This window comes from Kitasatospora sp. RG8 (assembly GCF_017813315.1).
GTDB lineage: Bacteria > Actinomycetota > Actinomycetes > Streptomycetales > Streptomycetaceae > Kitasatospora.
Window position 1 is genome coordinate 135,938 of record NZ_JAGIYX010000019.1, and the last position, 17,669, is coordinate 153,606.

Here is a 17,669-nt window from a genome sequence, read left to right on the forward strand (position 1 = left end):
AGACTCGCAGTGTCATAGAGAAACCAGATTTTTCGTCTCCAACGTCACCCGTCACCACCTCCTCACGCTGGTGCCCTACGCCGCCGCCGCGACGGGCTCGGCGAGGCGGACCCGAGCGCCCTCGGTGGGGACGGTCCCGGGGATGGTGCTCAGCTCGGTACGGAGTCCGGCCACTGCCTCTATCGCCGGGTCCAGCTCACCCGTGATGGTGAAGGTGACCCGTCGTACGTCGAGCTTCCGCCACCCGCCCCGGGTGCCCCGCTTCACGTCGAGCCGGGCCCCGGCGTCGACCAGCATGCGCCGCCGGCCAGCAAGGTCCGCCGTTGCCCAGTCGTCTGCGTAGGTCCGCCCGGTCTCCGTGACGACCCGCGTGGGCTCGGTCTTCTCCCGGGACTCCAACTCGGCTATGCGGTTGTCGAGCGCGTCGGCGCGCTTCTGCCACTCGGCCGCAGCGTGCCGGGACTTCTGGCGCCCCTGCTGCTTCTGGTGCTCTGCGAACTCGGCCACGGTGGCGTTCAGCTCGGGCGCGGGGTCGTACCCGGGCACCTCTACGACCGTCTTCGTCCGGATGGGGCCGACCAACCGCAGGAACTCGGCTTCCACGTGGTCGTCTGCCCAGTCTCCCCGGACGTTCGACGGCGCCTCGCAGGCGTCGCCGCGGGCGTGGTGGTTGCACTTGTACGTCGGCGTCTTGCCGTCCTGCTTGTTCAGGTACATGCGCCCACCGCACGAATCACAGTGGATGACCCGCAGCAACAGGGCTTCCGTGTCGGACCGCTCGCCGTTCTCGATGCTGCGTTCGTCAAGGATCGCGCCGATTCGGTCGAACTCCTCGCGGGTGAGGATCGGGTCCGTGGTGCACATGATCGGGTTGCCCTGGTCATCGCGCACCGGTACGCCGTTGTGCAGCTTCCACCCGATCAGGACCTCACTGCGGAGCATCCGGGTAATGACCGCCGGAGTCCACTTGAACACGTCCACCACGACGTGAGAACCCTTCGCCCCACCGGTCTTGCCGCCACGCGGACGCCCGTTCTTGACGGACCAGTAGTCGCGCGGGCTGAGCACGTCATCGGCGTTGAGCCCTGCCGCAATGGCGGAGACGGTAGCCCCCTCCAACAGCTCGCGGACGATGCGCTCAATGACAAGCACGGCGTCCGGGTCGGGCACCAGGGTCCAGCCCTTGCCGCCGAACTCCTCGGGCATCGGGGCGGGCATGTAGCCGTACGGCGGACGACCACCGCCACGCCACCGAAGCGGCATCTTGCGCATGGCAGCCATGGCGCCTGTTACGCGGTCGCTGATGCTCTGCGACTCGACCTGTGCGGCAAACGCCAGCATGAGCATCTGGAGTTCTGCCATGGGGTCCATGGGGTTGCGGAAGTCGAAGACCAGCCGCCCACCGCCGATGCCCTCGGCGAACACCAGCACCTTCCGGTGCTCCCTCGCCCACTTGGCGAGTTCGTGCATGTGCCCCATGGATCGGATGGCACGGTCGAAGCGCCACCACACAAGGGCGTCGAAGCTGTCGGGGTCCGCGATCCAGCGGCCAAGCTCCGGACGTTCCCACGGAGCTGTCTTGCTCGCCGACACGTCAAGGTCGACGGCTTCGCGGCGCTGGTCACCCTCGCCGAAGTCGATGTTCAAAGCCGCGGCGGCGGTCTCGTTGGACTCGCGCTGCCGCTCGGGGCTGGTGGTCTCGTCCGTCAGCACGGACAGGCGGATAGCCGAGACGCCCCGCAGGCCCCCGGAGAACACGGTGCCCTCGGTACCGGGCAGGGTCGTCCTAGTCATACCCTCCGGGGAGGGGGACGAATTCCGCAGGTCACGGGTAAGGGTGGCGGTCGACACCGGGGGTCACTCCAGAACTGGTAGTCCGGAGTGTTGGGGTCCTGCATCACCATGCAGGACTCGTTCTGGTCATCGGCAAGCATCAGTCGCACGCGTACCGCGCCGAGCGCGACCAGTCGTGCGCATTCGGCCTCAAGCGTGGCCAGGCGCTCTTCACCCACGAGTCCGGTGCCGACCCGTACGTCAAGATGCAGCCGGTTCTTGACGACCTTGCCTTCGGGAACGCGCTGGAAGAGCAGCCGCGGGCCCACGCCCGAGGGATCACTGCATGCGAAGTATTGAATCCGACCCTCAGGTGGCAGCGAGCGGTCGTAGTCGTCCCACGTGGCAAACCCCTCTGGTGGCGGCGGTACGACGTACCCCAACACCTCGCACCAGAAGCGAGCGACCCGCTGAGGATCTGCGCAGTCGAAGGTGACCTGGAACTTCTTGATCGCTGACATCCGGCCACCCTAACAGGGACCTCTTGTGCTCAATTCTCGCTAGGGATTCGCATGTTGACGGGCAGAAGGCCATTTGCGGACCGCTGCTGTGCCGTGCGGTCGCAGGGGGTGCAACCGATGTCGGTGACTCCAAGGGATTGCCCACCGTTCCGGACCCGCCGTTCCGGACCCGCCGTTCCGGACCCGCCGTACGGGACCGGACCGCGGACCCGGTCGGCTTCGCCTCGGGAACCTGGCCATCGGCCCCCTCCCGCTCTCCGGCCTCACGACCATCGAACCCGGCCTCCGCCACTCGGTGCCCTCCGCCCCCACCGCCGGCGCCGAGGACGGATGCGCTCAGGTCCCGGGCGGGAAGCGGAGCACGCCGTGCGCCCTGGCAAGCTGGGGGCATGGCCTCCTCCAGCGAGCAAGAACTGAGCGCACCGATCCGGAACGCCGCCTCTGCGGCCTGGTCGGTCCGCGCGGCGGCCGGGCGACAGCTCGCGGCCTCGGACAGGATCGACGAAGTCGCGGATGTCATCCACCGTCTGCTCCTGGACGCCGAGGACACGGCGGTCACCCAGCAGACGGCCGAGGCCCTGCTGGCACGCAGGGACACCGCCGGCCTGCGCTGCGTGCTAATGGCCAGGAGCCAGGCCGCCGAGACCTGGACCGCAGACGAGATCCAAGCCGCCCTGGACTGCGACCCCGACTGGATGACGACCGAGGGCGCGGACCGGCTGATCAGGCAGGTGCACGAGCTGGCGGCAGACGAGGACGCCGACGTCCGCGACGAAGCCCAACGGATCCTCGCGAGGCTGCGGCCGCGCTCGCGGTGAGGATGCCCCGGTCACCCCGGACGGCGCCGGCACCCCGGTCACCCCGAACACGCCTGTCGCCCCAACGCCCCGAACGCCCCCAACACCCCGGGCACCCTGCGACGACGAACGCGGTGCCCCACCCCTCATGGGGGCGGGGCACCGCGTCAGTTCGTCACTGCACGCGTCACATGCAGGCGCGCGAGGACCAGTGGCTGCACCAGAGCGACTCGACGATGGACTCGGACTCCTCGTGCAGGCCCTGCAGGTCGAGGATGAAAGCCATGACACACCTCATTTCTCTGTTGGGACCGTTCCCTGCTGGGAACGGCGGTGGTGCTGTGTTCACCGCGACGACGGAGTGCCGCGGTGGTCCAGGAGGGGAAGGGCGCTGACGCCCTTCCGGGTCGACGCCGCGTGGAGCGCCAGGAGGACACCGGCCGCGCCGGTGGCCAGGTCGGTGGAGAGCCGGTAGAGCTGCTGCCCGGGCACGGCGACGCGGTCCTGATGGCGGACCAGGTGCCAGGAGAGCCGGCCGACCTGGTGCTCCAGGTGCGGGGAGTCGCCGGTGGCGAGGGCGCAGATCAGGCCGGCTCGGCCCTCGAAGAGGCCGGGCATCAGGAAGAACTCGGCCGCGCAGGCCCGGTCCAGCTGCTCGGCCGCCTCCGCGAACCGGGGGTCGGGGCGGTGCCGGAGCAGGGCGCGCACGGCGATCACCGCGCCCGCCGACCCGGAGCCGAGGTAGGCCGTGGACTGGTTGTCCTGGGTGAGGAGCAGCCCCTTCTCGTCCAGCCGGGTGGCGGCCAGATCGCGGGCCAGGGCTCCTTCGGCGAGGTCCAGCCAGCGCTCCTGCCCGGTGTGCTCGTAGAGGCGGACCAGGAAGAGCGCCACCCCCGAGCCGCCGTGCAGCAGCCCGACCCGGCCCTTGCCCAGGGGCGGGCCGCCGGGCGCGGCGAACTCCTCGCCGATGGCGAGCGCTTCCTCCGCCAGGCCCGGATCGGCGTGGCGGTCGGCGAAGTGCAGCAGGTTGAGGCCGATGCCGGCCAGGCCGCCGGCCAGGTCCGCACCGAAGACGCCGAGCTGCCGCCGGTGCCCGGTGAGCTTGCGGGCCCGGGCGAGGACGTCCATGGCCTCCGCCTCGCAGCCGACCTGGTCGAGGGCGAGGGCCGCGCCGTGCAGACCGTCGTAGAGGCCGGGGCGGACCACCTTCGGATCGCGGGCGGCCCGCAGCAGCCAGTCGACGTGCGCCTTGGGGACGGGGTAACCGGCGGTCGCGAGGGCGTGGATCACCCCCGAGGCGCCGTGGGCGAGGTCGATGCCGGCCCGGTTGAACTGTTCCGGGTCGCCCGGGTACAGGCGGTCGGTGCGCGCCGGGGTCGCGGCGGCCAGGATGCCCTCCGCCAGCTCGTCCATGACGCGGCGCCGGTCCGCCGGGGTGGACGGGACGGGTAGCGGGCGGCCGGGGCTGGTGCCCGCGCTGCTAGCGGCACCACCTCCGACGCCGGTCCGTTCGGCCGTCCCCGGCGGCAGGGTGCCACCGGTGGCGGCGGACAGGTCGCGGACCAGCTCGGCGGCCCAACCGGCGGGCAGGCCGAAGCGGTCCGCGGCGGCCTCGGCGAGCTGGGTGGCCTTGCCGGAGTCCAGCTCGATCAGGAAGGTGAGCGGGAGGAAGAGGAAGAGCCGCATGCAGGCGAGCGCGTAGTCGTCGATCGACTTGCCGGTGCGGGCGGCCGGGGAGATGAAGCCCGGTGCGCCGAATCCGGGCGGGGTTCCGCCGTCGAGGTCGAAGGCGAGCTCGAAGTCGACCAGGGCCAGCCGCCCGTCCGGCCGGACCATCACGTTGCCCGGATGGAGGTCGCCGAATGCGACGCCGTGCCCGTGCAGGGTGCGCAGCATCGCGGTCAGCTGCCCGGCGAAGTCGAGTGCGGTCGCGGCGTACTCGGCGAGCGCGGCCTCGGTGGGCTCGGCCCGCAGCAGCGGGTGACGGCCGGTGAAGAGGTAGCGTTCGAGCTTCTCCCCGTCGATGAACTCCTCGACCAGGTACTCGTGTTCCCACACCTTCAGGTGGTCGAAGAGCTGCGGGACGAAGTCCAGCCCGGCGAGCCGGCGCAGCATGTCGGCCTCGCGGTGGAGCCGTTGGACGGCGTCCGCTCCGTGCTGGTCGAGTCCGGCCAGCGGCCGGGCCTCGCGCAGGACGACCGTCCGGCCGTCGCGGCGGTCCCGGGCCTTGTAGACGCCGCCGCCGTTGGAGAAGTGGAGCGCCCGCTCGATGTCGTACGGGAAGTCCTCGGGGGCGGCCTGGCGACCGCGGGCGGCGATCTGTTCGGCCAGGAAGTCCGGGATCTCCACCCACTCAGGGACGGAGAACACCGGCCGGCGCAGGTCCGGGACCAGGGTGCCGGTGGCGTCGCGCAGGGCGGAGACCGTGCGGCCCTGCTCGTCCAGGCAGTACAGCTGACGGAAGGCGCCGTAGCGGAGGTAGAGCAGGCTGTCGCACCAGCGCAGGTCGCTGAGGATGTACGGGCCCTGTCGGCCGGCCAACAGCGGGGTCAGCCCGTCGAGAAGGCGGCGCAGCTCGTCCGGGTCGCGCGGATAGAGGGTCAGCAGTTTTCCGCTGGAGCCGCGCGGCGCGTACTTGGAGTTGGCTTTGAGGACGGTTTCTCGGCCGGCCAGGAATTTCGCGCTGATTCGCTCGGTGCGGCAGAATTCAAGGACGGTCTCGATGATTTCGGGGGCCTCGTCCAGGCTGCCGGAGACGTGGACCTTCCAGCCCTGGTCCGGCAGCGTGGTGCCCTCCGGGTGCAGGTAGACCCAGACGGTGTCCCGGCTGCGTTCCCACCCTTCCGGCACCGGCCGTGTGGCGGGCGGGTACAGGTCGGCCGCGTCGTCGCCGGAGCCGGGCTGGTCGTAGAAGACCGGGTCCGTCTCGCAGAACTGCCCATAGTCCGCTGGCCGCATTCCGGGGATCCCCCTCACACATTTCTCGGCGGCCCGTGCGGGTTTTGCCAGGCCGTTTGTCATCGCGTCGGGCGGTCCAGCCCGGCGATGGCACAGGTATATCCGGTATCCGGAGAGCGGCTCAAGGCTTGCGGGAGTAATAACGGCGTGTTAAGCGGAGGTGCTGGTCGCGAATTCTGCCCGAATTGGCAGTGTTTCACGTTGGCCGAAAGCCGGTGAACCGCCCGCCTCCGTCCGTACGTGGCCGCCGGCCACCGGCGTTCGGACCCGCCCTGGTCAGCGGCTGCACCAGCCTCGTTCTGGGTGCGGCGACAAGGATTCCGGCTCCAGCCCCACCGGCGGACGACGGCTGTTTCCAGCCAACCGGCCGACAATCCACTGGCAGGACCCGGCCACGGATCACGCGGGCAGCGGCGGGTGCCCGATCAGGCAGACGGCGACCCGACACCCCCCGCCGTGATCACCTTCGCCCCCCCGAAGTGGAAATCCGGCCCGGATACCACCCCACCCCTGCTGGCCGCAGCGGCCGGCATCTCGGCAGGCTCGGTTCTCTGCAGGCCCGGTTCTCGACGGCCCGGTTCCGGTCCGACGTGGAGTAGTGCCGTGGGGCGGCGCGGCGGGGTGGTGCCGTGGCGCGGTACTGCGGAGCGGTGCCGGCGGGCTGCGGCAGGGTCGGAGGCGCTGGTCCGGGCGAGGGTTCACTCCCGTTCGGACGGGGTCGCCGAGTTCGCGCTCACCGGAGGCCAAGGCCTCACTGGCCACCTGCCGGCATCGGAGCCAGCTCGCCGGGACGAACGGTCAGGTCGCCGGATATGACCGGGGCGAACGGTGCCGGGGCCATGCAGGTGCCGACCTTGCCCTCCACCGGCCGGCCGGGGTCGGTGTCGTCGACGTTCACCACGCCCCACGAGAAGCCGACCCGGTCGGGGTGACGGGGCGAGCCGCCGTCGAGGACGCTGAAGCCGCGACGCTGGCCGACGGTGTCGGCGACCTCGGGGTCGGCCCTGGTGATGACGGCGGTGAACGACGCCGTCCGGTCCCCCGTCACCAGGCAGTCCACGGCCGCCTCCGAGGTGACGGCGTGGTCCGAGCCGGCGACGTGGTGGGAGATCCGTACGGTGCCGCGCGCGTCGGTCGGCAGACCCTTCGGCAGCCCGGGCAACGGCCGGGTGAACGGTGCGGCCTCCGCGTCGAAGGTGAAGCGTATGTCGTCGTCGGGCGAGTAGACGAAGGAGATCCGCGCCGACCCGCTGACCTTCGCCTGCGCTGACGCCGTCCCGCGGCCCGCTTCCAAGCTGTCGGGCGCCGCCCCGGCAGCGGCGGGGGACGATCCCGCGCCGATGCCGGCGGCAACGAGCAGGACGGCGGCGGCAGCGAGCGCCCCGGAGACCTTCGAGCGGGTGACGGTGAAGAAGGCGGACATGGTGAACTCCTCTGTCTGCTGGGCCCGTCGGCCGGGGGCCGGGGGCTTCGTCCTGGTGACGCGTCCAGCTTCCCGCCCGCCCGCAGGCCCGCCCAAGTGCCGATCGGCAGGTTCTGGAGGCTCGCCGACGGCCCGTCACCCCTGCCGTTCGGCAGGGGTGACGGGCCGCTGAGGAGCCGTCCGCGCCGGCCGTCCACCGTCAACCCTCCGGTCTCTCTGACCAGTTCCGGGCACAACCAGCGCGTTCGGCGGCACTCGGGGCGGTCGGACAGGGGGTGCGGACGAGCACGGCGGGCGAACCGACCGACCGAAGCCGATCACTGACACCCCGCAGCCTGCCCGCCCGTCACTGCCAACACCTCTGCCTCTGCCCCCGCCTCTGCCCCTGCCCCTGCCCCTGCCCCGCAACGACCGGTGCAAGAGGCCATTTGGACAGGGAAAACGCAACTTCGACATGGCCCGCAGAAGCAGCTACCTTCACCTGGTCTTCGGCGATCGCCCACGGTCGCACGGGAGTTCCTTCAGGCTGAGCCACCCGCGACGGGACGGGTCGGTCACGCCCCACGAAGCCTCGCCCCCGTACGCAAGCCACCGAACCGGGTCCGCACCGGGCACCCCCAACCAGGGAGAGACGCATTGCCTCATCTTGCTCTGTACACCTTCGGCGTCCTGAAGTCGCCTCTCGCCGATCCCGCACCTCTCACGCGCGAGCTCCACGACAGCAGCGAGGCCGTCTACCGGACGATCAGCCGGCACCCCGGCTACCTCGCTCATGCCGAAGCGGAAGACGGCGAGCGGGGCACACACTTCGACCTGGGCTGGGGTGCCTGGGGAGAGTTCGCCGTACCGACCTGGTACGGCAAGGGCCGTACGGTGGAAACCACCGCCCTGGCCACGACCCTCTCACTCTGGACCGACCTGCGCCCCGCCTTCGACGCCATCTACACCGGTCTGCACCGTGAGGCGCTGAACAGGCGCTACGACTGGTTCGAGCGGACAGGACACCCGAGTCACGTGTTCTGGTGGGTCTCCGACGGCGTGATACCCACCTGGCAGGACGGGGTTTCCAGGCTGGAACACCTCCACGACCACGGCTCCGCGCCGCACGCCTTCACCTTCCACCACTCGTTCGCCCCGGACGGAAGTCCGACCAGGATCAAAGGCATCGAGCCGAAGAGCGACCAGGTTCGCTGACGAGGAAGCCTGACAAGGCAGCCGGAACGAAATCGTCATGGCCGTCGCTGTAGCCGATCTCCCGAACCGAACGCACCCGCTGCCCGATATATGCCTTGCGCCACTGAAGTTGCGACCACTACCGCGCCGCCTCAGGGCCGCTGAGCCGTGCGGACTCTGCCGCAAGTCCGACCGCACTCGCGCCCTCCTGTCCGGGGTTCTCGCGCGTCAGACGGACCACCGGCAGCACCGACGGGTACAGCCCGATCGCCACGGGACGTCCACCCGGCCTCACGACCCCGCCGAGCAGCTCCGCACACCGCCCACCCGTACAGCAGAACCCCGTTGCCCACTGTCCAGCGCCCGTGAGAGCATCAAAGGCCCAACGGTCCGTTTCCTTTCATTTACGCCTCACCACGCAAATGAAAGAGTGCGGGCCGTTGCCATGTCCAAGGTTTTGAGAAATCCATCAGGATCTGCGAATGGCAGGTGCCGTTTGATGTCCACAACAGAGCCAGCAGAGGCCCGCATCGAGGATGCGAGCAACATCTTGGTTGCGCCTTCGATGTTGCAGGACAATGAGCTGGTCAGGGACTTCTTCGGGTCCACGATCACGCCGGAGGACCTCGCCTCCGGTTCGCTCGACCTCGCACGGAAGACCGTCTACCTGTGTGGCGATGTGTCCGGCATCAGCGGCCGCCAACTGCAGGCGGCCGACCGGGTGTTCGTCATCCGGGAGCTGTCGCACGGCTACCACGAGGACGTCGACCGACCTTGGACCCCCGTCGACCTCGGCCGAGTTCCCGTCCGCGTACACGGCGTCGGCGTCTACTACCGGCGCTTCTTCGGACTCGACGCCGATCACTTCGGACGGATCCGCTCGGAGCACGCGTTCCAGTCCCTGACGGAGTCCACCAAGCCTGGAACCGCCCATCGCAGCGGAATCTATCTGACGCCCGTCACGCGAAACGGTGACGAACTGCACTTCCGCCTGCTGCGGTGCTCCACGAATCTCTCGGGGCCGACCGAGAGCTTTCGCCCGACCGACACGCACATCGTCGAGGCTCTGAACCGCGAGGCCGCCGCCGTCTTCCGGAACCAGGCACCGCTGAATCACGTCCTCGCCCAGATCTACCACAACACCCTTGCCACCGCCGAGCGCAAGCAGTCCAAGGCCAAGATCTCGGCCCATGCCGACAAGACCAAGGACATGCCCGCCAACGGCGTCATGGCCTTCTGCACCTTCTACGACCGGCTCGACAAGCTGCAACCCCTGGCCGAGGACGCCTTCGACTACGGCGTGAAGGGTGCCAGCGGGCTGACCAAACTCCACTTTCGCCTCAAGGACCGGACCGACGAACCCACCGGGGTCGTGCTCCCCCCGCAGTTCACCGTGACGCTCTACCCCGGCTCCGTGTTCTTCATGCCGCTGTCCACCAACCGCCTGTACACGCACGAGATCCGGCCCTCCACATTGGACGCCGAGCTGCTCCCGACCCGCCTGGGATACGTGGTGCGCTGTTCGAGCACCGAAGCCGTTCACAAGAACGGCCACACGTTCCTCAAGATGGCCGCAGACCTGGTGAAGCTGGAGCCACCCACACCGGCCGGCATGGACGAGCTGCGCAGGCTGTACGCCGAGGAGAACAGGACCTCGGCCTTCGTCGACTACGGCGGCAAATTCCTCTTCAGCATGAACACGGGAGACTACGTTGCACCCCGAGCCTAGGATCTCGGACGAGATCCTCTCGTGCACTCTGCCCATCGAGGGGAATCTCTTCGCGGAGCTGTCTGCGTCGGCTCGCCTGGAAGACGTGGGAAAAGGCCGGCGGGGCGCCGTTCTTTCCAGGACCGACGAGGCGGGCGGCGTGCCTCTCGTACGCACCACCACTCGGTACGACAGCCCGACGCAGCGCTTCCGAGCGGTTCACGAACGGCTCGCGCAACAGGTCCAAGAACATGCGGCGCTCTCGGTCGGCTTCAACAACGCCCTCATCGAGAGCTACACGAACGCCTACACGACCATGGGCAGCCATTCCGACCAAGCCCTCGATCTGGCCGACGAGTCGTTCATCGCCGTGTTCTCCTGCTACCAGCGTCCCGAAGCGATCCCGCCAAGGAAGCTGATCTTCGAATCAAAGGGATCCGGTGGCGAGAAGTTCGAGATCCCCCTCACCCACCACGGTATCGTCGCGTTTTCCGTCGACTCGAATCGGCGGCTCAGGCACAGAATCGTCTTGGACACGCCCGCCCGGAGGGCGGACAACCAATGGTTGGGCGTCACCTTTCGGACGTCGAAAACGTTCGTCCGGTTTCGCGACGGACATGCGTACCTCCCGCAGGGTGCGCGCCTCGTGTCGGCCGACGACGAGCAGCGGCACGAGTTCTACCGACTGCGGCGCCGTGAGAACAAGGAAACGGACTTCGTCTACCCCCCGCTGACGTACACCGTCAGCGAGAGCGATCTGATGCCACCCGTCTGACCTCGATGGTCGGGGAGCGGGCTCAGCAGGCGCAGGAGATCCCGGAGCGCGGCGCGGTCAGGTCGTCCACCGGCCGCTGCTCGGTGCCGTGGTCGGTGTCGTAGGCAAAGCCCTCGCGCGCCCAGTACTCGAAGCCGCCCAGCATCTCCTTGACCGGGAAACCGAGCCGGGCGAAGGCGAGCGCGGCCCGGGTGGCGCCGTTGCAGCCGGGGCCCCAGCAGTAGGTGACCACGGTCGTCCCGGGGGCGATCAGCTGCGGCGCGAGCTCGGCGATCCGCGCGGTGGGGATGTGCACCGCGCCGGGGATCCGGCCCTGGGCCCACGCGACGTCGCTGCGGGAGTCGACGACGACCACGCCGGCCGCACCGGCCGTCAGGTCCGCGTGCACGTCGGAGACGTCGGCCTCGAAGGCCAGGCGGGCGAGGTAGTGGGCGGCGGCGACGGCGGGGTCGGCGGCGGGGACGCTGAGAACGGCGCTGGTGGTCATCGGGGTGCTCCTCGGGGCTCGTGCGTGGGCGGACTCGCACCGGGGCGACACCGCTCCGGCTTCCGCCCTGTCCGGCGGTGGTTCGATCTTCTCCGTTCCGGACCGGGGCCCGCGAGCGGCGGGAACGCCTACGGTCGTCAAGATTCCGCCAGCCCGAACGCCGCCCGCCGCCACCCCCGGAGTCCCCTCCCGGCAACGGCCCGGGCAACGCGACGGCGCCACCGCCCCTCAGCCCACCGCCAGCCCCGCGGCGGCCGGCCGGGTCCGCAGCCCGCGCAGCTCGTGGCGGGCGAGGGCGGGGAGCGCGGCGGCGTCCGCCAGCAGCGGGGCGAGCAGCGCGACGGCGGCCTGCGGGTCGTGCGCACAGAGGTAGCAGTCGGCGATCCGGATGGTGAACAGCGTCCGCGTGGTGGGGAGTTGGTCGGGGGCGAGGAGGCGCAGCGCGGTCTCGGCGGCGTCCACGGCGCGCAGCCCGAGCCGGGGGTCGTCGACGGACGCGGCGGCGTCGCGCAGGGCTGCGGCGGCGCCGGACTCCACCCGAAGGCGCATCGAGGCGATGCCGAGCCAGGCCGCGTCGGCCTCGTCGTGCTCGCCGATGTGGTCGAGGTGGAGCCGGGCGCGGGCGATGTGCCGGACGGTGGCCCGGACGTCGCCGGCCAGGCCGTGCGCGCGGGCCTGGCCGATCTGGGACATCGCCCCGGCCCAGTGCCGGCCGGGTGCGGCGCGGGCGATCTCGCGGGCGTAGCCGAGGGCGGCCGCCGGGTCGCCGTCGAGGCGGGCCAGGGAGCTCATGTCGCTGAGCGCGGCGACCTGGGTGGCCGGGTCGTCGGCCAGTTCGGACCAGCTGAGCGCGCGGTCGAAGCAGGCCATCGCGGTGGCGTAGCGGCCGTGCTGCATCCGCAGCCCGCCGGCGGCGTGGGCGTACTCGGCGGCGAGCCGGGCGAACGGGCGGCGCGCGTGGGCCGAGCGGGTGCGGGCGAGGCGGCCGAGGATGACGCGCAGGGTCTCCTCGACAACGTCCGTGCCGGGCCCGGCCGATGTCTCGCCGGCCCGGAGGCGGGCGGCGAGCAGGCCGGTGAGGGCGTGGGCGGTGTCGGCGTCGAGGGGCGGCGCGGTGTCGGGGCCGGCGGCGCAGAAGGCGGTGTGCAGGGCGGCCAGGTCGCCGGGCCCTGGCACGGTGCAGCCGGCGGCGCCGTGCAGCGGGCAGAGCAGCCCGTAGTCGGGCAGGTGGCGGGGCGGTTCGCCCCCGCCGAGCAGTGCGGTGAGCGGAGCCGGCGGCGGGGCGAGCAGTGCGGCGAGCGGTGAGGCCGGTGGTGGGGCGGCGGTCTCCGGGGCGCCGGTGTGCCCGGGCAGCGGCGGTCGCGCCCAGGCGGCCGGCCCGGCGGGTGGGGCCTGGGTGACTCGGGCCCGCGGCGGCCCGTCCTCGGCCCGTCGGCAGGCGGCGCGCAGTTCGCCGCCGGCCGCGAGCAGGTCGTCCAGCCGGTCGGCGACCCGCGGGGTGGTCCGGCGGGTGCCGTGTTCGAGTTTGCTCACGGCGGTGTGGTCGTAGCCGATCTCGGCGCCGAGCTGGGCCTGGGTGAGGCCGGCGCGGCGGCGCCAGTGCCGCAGGAGTGTGCCGAAGGCCCGCCACAGTGCGTCTGCCGACGGTCCGTCACCGACGGTTTCGCCGTTGTGGTTCCGGTGCACGGGGCTGCCCTCCCGAGTCCGATCCCGGTCCTTCCGATGAGAAGGACGGTACTGGAGCGCAGCCGCCCCGTACATCCGGTGGTCCCAACTGGTCTCGACCTCTTGGTCTCAACCTCTTCACCAAACCCGCAGCTTGACAGAACTTGCCAACCGCACGGACGGCCTGCCGGAGCCGTTGACCGGGGCATGACGGCGTGTGAGGGTTCCGGCACCCGAACGCGGACGACCGCACGGCCGTCCCCCGATGCGGCCCGAGGTGAGCGCCTGTCAGGCGCTCCTTCCGCGTACAGGCACCCCCACGTTCGAGGAGCCCCAGTGAAACGCAGACTACTGACGGCGGGAACCACCCTGACCGTCCTGGCCGGCATGCTCACCGCCACCGCGGTCGGGCAGGCCGCAGCCGAACCGGGCCCGGCCGTCCCGGCACCGCCGAGCGCGCTGGCCGCCGCCGTCAACGCCGCCGACCAGGCGGCCGCGGCAGGCCTGGACGCCCTGGCCAAGGGCCCGGGCGAGACCTACGAGCGCCAGTCCGTCACCCCCTGGCTCGGCGGCCTCTACTCGGTCGCGTACGAGCGCAGCTACCGGGGCCTGCCGGTGGTCGGCGGCGACGCCGTCGTGATAGCCGACGGCCAGGGCAAGGTCCGCGGCCTCACCGCGGCCGCCACCGGCCCGGTCGGCGGTTCGACCACGCCGCTGGTCAGCGCGGCCAACGCCGAGAAGACCGCCCGCACCAGGCTGGCCGCGGTGGACGGCGTCGACGCCCGCCGCCTGGTGGTCAAGGTCCAGGACGGCGCCGGTCGCCTCGCCTGGGAGACCGTGCTCACCGGCCGCACCTCCGCCGCCCCGAGCAGGCTGCACGTCTTCGTGGACGCCCGCACCGGCGAGGTGATCGACAGCTACGACGACGTCAAGGCCGGTACCGCCAACAGCAAGTGGAACGGCCCCGCCCCGGTCACCATCAGCACCACCAACTCCGGCGGCTCGTACTCGCTGCGCGACCCGAACCGCCCCGGACTGAGCTGTGCCGACTACAGCAGCGGCCAGGTGTTCTCCAAGTCCGGCGACTCCTGGGGCACCGGAAACCCGACCAGCAAGGAGACCGGCTGCGCCGACGTGATGTTCGCGGCGCAGAAGGAGTGGGACATGCTCCGCGACTGGCTGGGCCGCAACGGCCACAACGGCAACGGCGGCAGCTGGCCGGTCAAGGTCGGCCTGAACGACGTCAACGCCTACTGGGACGGCACCTCCGTCTCCATCGGCCACAACAACGCCAACGAGTGGATCGCCTCGATCGACGTGGTCGGCCACGAGTTCGGGCACGGCATCGACCAGTACACCCCCGGCGGCGCCAACAACGAGAACGGCCTCGGCGAGGGCACCGGCGACATCTTCGGCGCGCTGACCGAGGCGTACGCCAACGAGCCGGCCCCGTACGACAACCCGGACTACACCGTCGGCGAGATGATCAACCTGGTCGGCAGCGGGCCGATCCGGAACATGTACAACCCCTCGCTGGTGAGCAACAACCCGAACTGCTACTCGTCCTCGATCCCGAGCACCGAGGTGCACGCCGCGGCCGGCCCGCTGAACCACTGGTTCTACCTGCTCGCCGAGGGCTCCAACCCGGGCGGCGGCAAGCCCACCAGCCCGACCTGCAACAACTCCTCGGTCACCGGCGTCGGGATCAAGGACGCCGGGCGGATCTTCTACGGCGGCATGCTGCTCAAGACCAGCGGCATGACCTACAAGAAGTACCGCGTCTCCACCCTGACCGCCGCCAAGAGCCTCGACGCCACGTGCGCCCTGTACACCCGGACCAAGGCGGCCTGGGACGCGATCAGCGTGACCACCCAGAGCGGCGAGCCGACCTGCACGCCGTCCGGCAACAACGACTACTCGCTGGCCGTGAACCCGGCCGCGGGCTCCGTCCAGCCCGGCGCGTCCACCACCGCCACGGTCAACACCTCGGTCACCTCGGGCAGCGCCCAGACCGTCGGCCTGAGCGCCACCGGCGCGCCGAGCGGCACCACGGTCATCTTCAACCCGTCGTCGGTGCAGGCCGGTTCGTCCTCGACACTGACCGTCGCGACCTCCGCCTCCACGGCGCCGGGCACCTACGTCATCACCGTGACCGGCACCGGCTCCGCCACCCACACCGCGCAGTACACGCTGACGGTCGGCGGCGGCAACCCCGGCGGCAACGCGCCCGACATCAGCGTCGCCAACGTGCAGGCGCACCTGGTCCAGCTCAACACCATCGCCTCGCAGAACGGCGGCAACCGCCGGGCGGGCACCGCCGGGCACAGCCAGTCGCTCGCCTACGTCAAGGGCAGGCTCCAGGCCGCCGGCTACACCGTCACCGAGCAGACCTGCACCTCCTGCAGCTACCAGTCCAACAACCTGATCGCCGACTGGCCGGGCGGCCCCGCCGACCAGGTCACCATGTTCGGCGCCCATCTGGACAGCGTCAGCGCCGGTCCGGGCATCAACGACAACGGCTCGGGCTCCGCCGTCCTGCTGGAGAACGCGCTCGCCCTCGCCCAGCAGAACCCCACCCTGACCCGGCACGTCCGGTTCGCCTGGTGGACCGGCGAGGAGCAGGGCCTCCAGGGCTCGCAGTACTACGTGAGCCAGCTGGGCTCCACCCAGCGCAGCGCCATCAAGGGCTACTACAACTTCGACATGGTCGGCTCCCCCAACGCCGGCTACTTCGTCAACAACCTCAACTCCGCCGCGTCCGCGCCGATGAAGGCCTACTGGGACTCCCTGGGCCTCCAGCCGGAGGAGAACGTCGAGGGCCAGGGCCGCTCCGACGACTACTCGTTCCAGCAGGCCGGCATCCCCACCTCCGGCTACGCGGCCGGCGCCAGCGACACCAAGACCGCGGCGCAGGCCGCCAAGTGGGGCGGCACCGCGGGCCGCGCGTACGACTCCTGCTACCACTCGGCGTGCGACACCAGCAGCAACATCAACGCGACCGCGCTGGACCGCAGCGCCGACGGCGTCGCGTACACCCTGTGGAAGACCTCGGTCGGCGGCGGCCCCGTGCCGACCAACGACTTCTCGCTCGCGGTGAACCCGGCGACCGGCACCACCACGCCGGGCGGCAGCACCACGGCGACCGTCTCCACCGCCACCACCTCCGGCTCGGCCCAGACGGTGAACCTCTCCGTCTCGGGTGCGCCCGCCGGCGTCACCGCCACGGTCAGCCCCTCCTCCGTGCAGTCCGGCGGGTCCGCGACGCTGACCCTCGCGGTCGGCTCCGGAACGGCGTCGGGCACCTACTCCATCACCGTGACCGGCACCGGCTCCGCCACCCACACCACCACGTACTCCCTGGTGGTCGGCACCGACCCGGGCAACCCGGGCGGCACCTGGACGCCGGGCACCACCTACCGGGCCGGTGACGTGGTGACCTACAACGGGGTCAGCTACCGCTGCATCCAGGGCCACACGGCCCAGGTCGGCTGGGAGCCCAACATCGTCCCGGCCCTCTGGCAGCAGATCTGAGCGGACGGATCGGCACCAGCCGACGGGACAGGCCGTGCCGCGGTTCGTCGAGGGGGACGAACCGCGGCACGGCCGCGTCGGCAGCCGGTCCCGGGACCGGACGGCGCCGGGACCGGGCGGCGCCGGGACCGGGCGGCGCCGGATCAGCCCGGGTGGAAGACGATCCGGACGTTGGCGTCGACCGGGAGGATCAGCACGTTGCCCGCGTCCCAGGTCCAGTCGTGCGGGATCAGGAACATCCGGCCGTCGGCCTGCGCAAGCAGGCGCAGGCCGCGGTAGCGGTAACGGAACCGCTGCCCCGCCCCCGCGTCCGGCAGCGCCCGCTCGTCCACCCCGGACCACTGGAGGTAGAGCCGCTCGGGGGTGTCGAGGACGACGGCCGGGCGCAGCGCCAGGTTGCCGGCCAGCCGCTCGGCGTCCGCCTCCCCCTTCTGGTGGGCGAAGCCGCCGGCGGCCCAGAACGAACAGAGCACGATGAGCGCCGTGCTGATGCCGAGCGCCGCCCGCTCCCCGGTCAGCGGGTAGGGGGCGCCGGTGGTGCGGACGGCGAGCAGCCGGGCCAGCACGACCAGCAGCAGGGCGCCGCCGAGCAGCAGCGGGGTGCCCATCGGCCCCGCGTCGATCACCTCGAACCCGGTCAGGAAGCCGAGCACCACCAGCGGGACGACCAGCACCGCGACGGCCCCGCAGGCCCGGCGGACGACGCGCCGGCCGTCCGTGCCGGTACGGACGGTGCGGGTCGCCAGGTGGTACGCGAGCGCGGCCAGCAGGGCGCCGCAGAGGACGACGCCGGCCGGGAGGTAGAGCGCGGGCGAGCTGCGGAGCAGGAGGTCCTGGGTGCCGAAGCCGATCGTCGCG

At 71.2% G+C, this 17,669-nt stretch carries 11 protein-coding genes and 1 pseudogene; 5 read left to right on the forward strand and 7 right to left on the reverse strand.

Going from position 1 to position 17,669, the window contains the following annotated elements:
• Nucleotides 1-75 precede the first annotated feature (75 nt).
• Entirely contained in the window at nucleotides 76-1,794 is a 1,719-nt protein-coding gene (locus J5Y04_RS26095; protein ID WP_209414826.1) for a recombinase family protein, read from the reverse strand.
• Nucleotides 1,795-1,889: 95 nt separating this feature from the next.
• A pseudogene (locus J5Y04_RS26100) lies at nucleotides 1,890-2,294 on the reverse strand (VOC family protein); the annotation flags it as partial.
• A 389-nt stretch (nucleotides 2,295-2,683) separates the two neighbouring features.
• On the opposite strand from J5Y04_RS26100, the gene J5Y04_RS26105 reads away from it, so the two are divergent.
• Nucleotides 2,684-3,112 (forward strand): hypothetical protein, encoded by a 429-nt coding sequence (locus J5Y04_RS26105; protein WP_209414828.1) that lies wholly within the window; start codon nucleotides 2,684-2,686, stop codon nucleotides 3,110-3,112.
• A 324-nt stretch (nucleotides 3,113-3,436) separates the two neighbouring features.
• On the opposite strand, the gene lanKC is transcribed toward J5Y04_RS26105, so the two are convergent.
• Nucleotides 3,437-6,049 (reverse strand): class III lanthionine synthetase LanKC, encoded by a 2,613-nt coding sequence (gene lanKC, locus J5Y04_RS26110; RefSeq protein WP_209414829.1) that lies wholly within the window; start codon nucleotides 6,047-6,049, stop codon nucleotides 3,437-3,439.
• A 751-nt stretch (nucleotides 6,050-6,800) separates the two neighbouring features.
• Nucleotides 6,801-7,472 carry a hypothetical protein gene (locus J5Y04_RS26115; RefSeq protein WP_209414830.1) on the reverse strand — a complete coding sequence of 224 codons (672 nt, stop codon included), beginning with the start codon at nucleotides 7,470-7,472 and terminating at the stop codon, nucleotides 6,801-6,803.
• 636 nt (nucleotides 7,473-8,108) lie between these two features.
• Here J5Y04_RS26115 and J5Y04_RS26120 point away from each other — a divergent pair.
• The 3 genes from J5Y04_RS26120 (at nucleotide 8,109) to J5Y04_RS26130 (ending at nucleotide 11,128) form a co-directional block, all read left to right on the forward strand.
• Complete coding sequence (locus J5Y04_RS26120; protein WP_209414831.1) at nucleotides 8,109-8,666, forward strand: DUF3291 domain-containing protein; 558 nt, start codon at nucleotides 8,109-8,111, stop codon at nucleotides 8,664-8,666.
• 478 nt (nucleotides 8,667-9,144) lie between these two features.
• Nucleotides 9,145-10,374 carry a hypothetical protein gene (locus tag J5Y04_RS26125; RefSeq protein ID WP_209414832.1) on the forward strand — a complete coding sequence of 410 codons (1,230 nt, stop codon included), beginning with the start codon at nucleotides 9,145-9,147 and terminating at the stop codon, nucleotides 10,372-10,374.
• Nucleotides 10,358-11,128 carry a hypothetical protein gene (locus J5Y04_RS26130; RefSeq protein WP_209414833.1) on the forward strand — a complete coding sequence of 257 codons (771 nt, stop codon included), beginning with the start codon at nucleotides 10,358-10,360 and terminating at the stop codon, nucleotides 11,126-11,128. Before J5Y04_RS26125 ends, J5Y04_RS26130 begins: the two co-directional genes overlap by 17 nt.
• A 22-nt stretch (nucleotides 11,129-11,150) precedes the next feature.
• Here J5Y04_RS26130 and J5Y04_RS26135 read toward each other — a convergent pair whose 3' ends face one another.
• Together J5Y04_RS26135 and J5Y04_RS26140 are read right to left on the reverse strand one after the other, a co-directional pair.
• Nucleotides 11,151-11,615: a rhodanese-like domain-containing protein gene (locus tag J5Y04_RS26135; protein WP_209414834.1), complete on the reverse strand. Its 465-nt coding sequence runs from the start codon at nucleotides 11,613-11,615 to the stop codon at nucleotides 11,151-11,153.
• 228 nt (nucleotides 11,616-11,843) lie between these two features.
• Nucleotides 11,844-13,301: a helix-turn-helix transcriptional regulator gene (locus J5Y04_RS26140; RefSeq protein ID WP_209414835.1), complete on the reverse strand. Its 1,458-nt coding sequence runs from the start codon at nucleotides 13,299-13,301 to the stop codon at nucleotides 11,844-11,846.
• Nucleotides 13,302-13,667: 366 nt separating this feature from the next.
• On the opposite strand from J5Y04_RS26140, the gene J5Y04_RS26145 reads away from it, so the two are divergent.
• Nucleotides 13,668-16,811 carry a M28 family peptidase gene (locus J5Y04_RS26145; protein ID WP_209414861.1) on the forward strand — a complete coding sequence of 1,048 codons (3,144 nt, stop codon included), beginning with the start codon at nucleotides 13,668-13,670 and terminating at the stop codon, nucleotides 16,809-16,811.
• A 143-nt stretch (nucleotides 16,812-16,954) separates the two neighbouring features.
• Here J5Y04_RS26145 and J5Y04_RS26150 read toward each other — a convergent pair whose 3' ends face one another.
• On the reverse strand, nucleotides 16,955-17,485 hold the full coding sequence (locus J5Y04_RS26150) for a hypothetical protein (protein ID WP_209414836.1): 531 nt from the start codon (nucleotides 17,483-17,485) through the stop codon (nucleotides 16,955-16,957).
• Nucleotides 17,486-17,669: the final 184 nt, after the last annotated feature.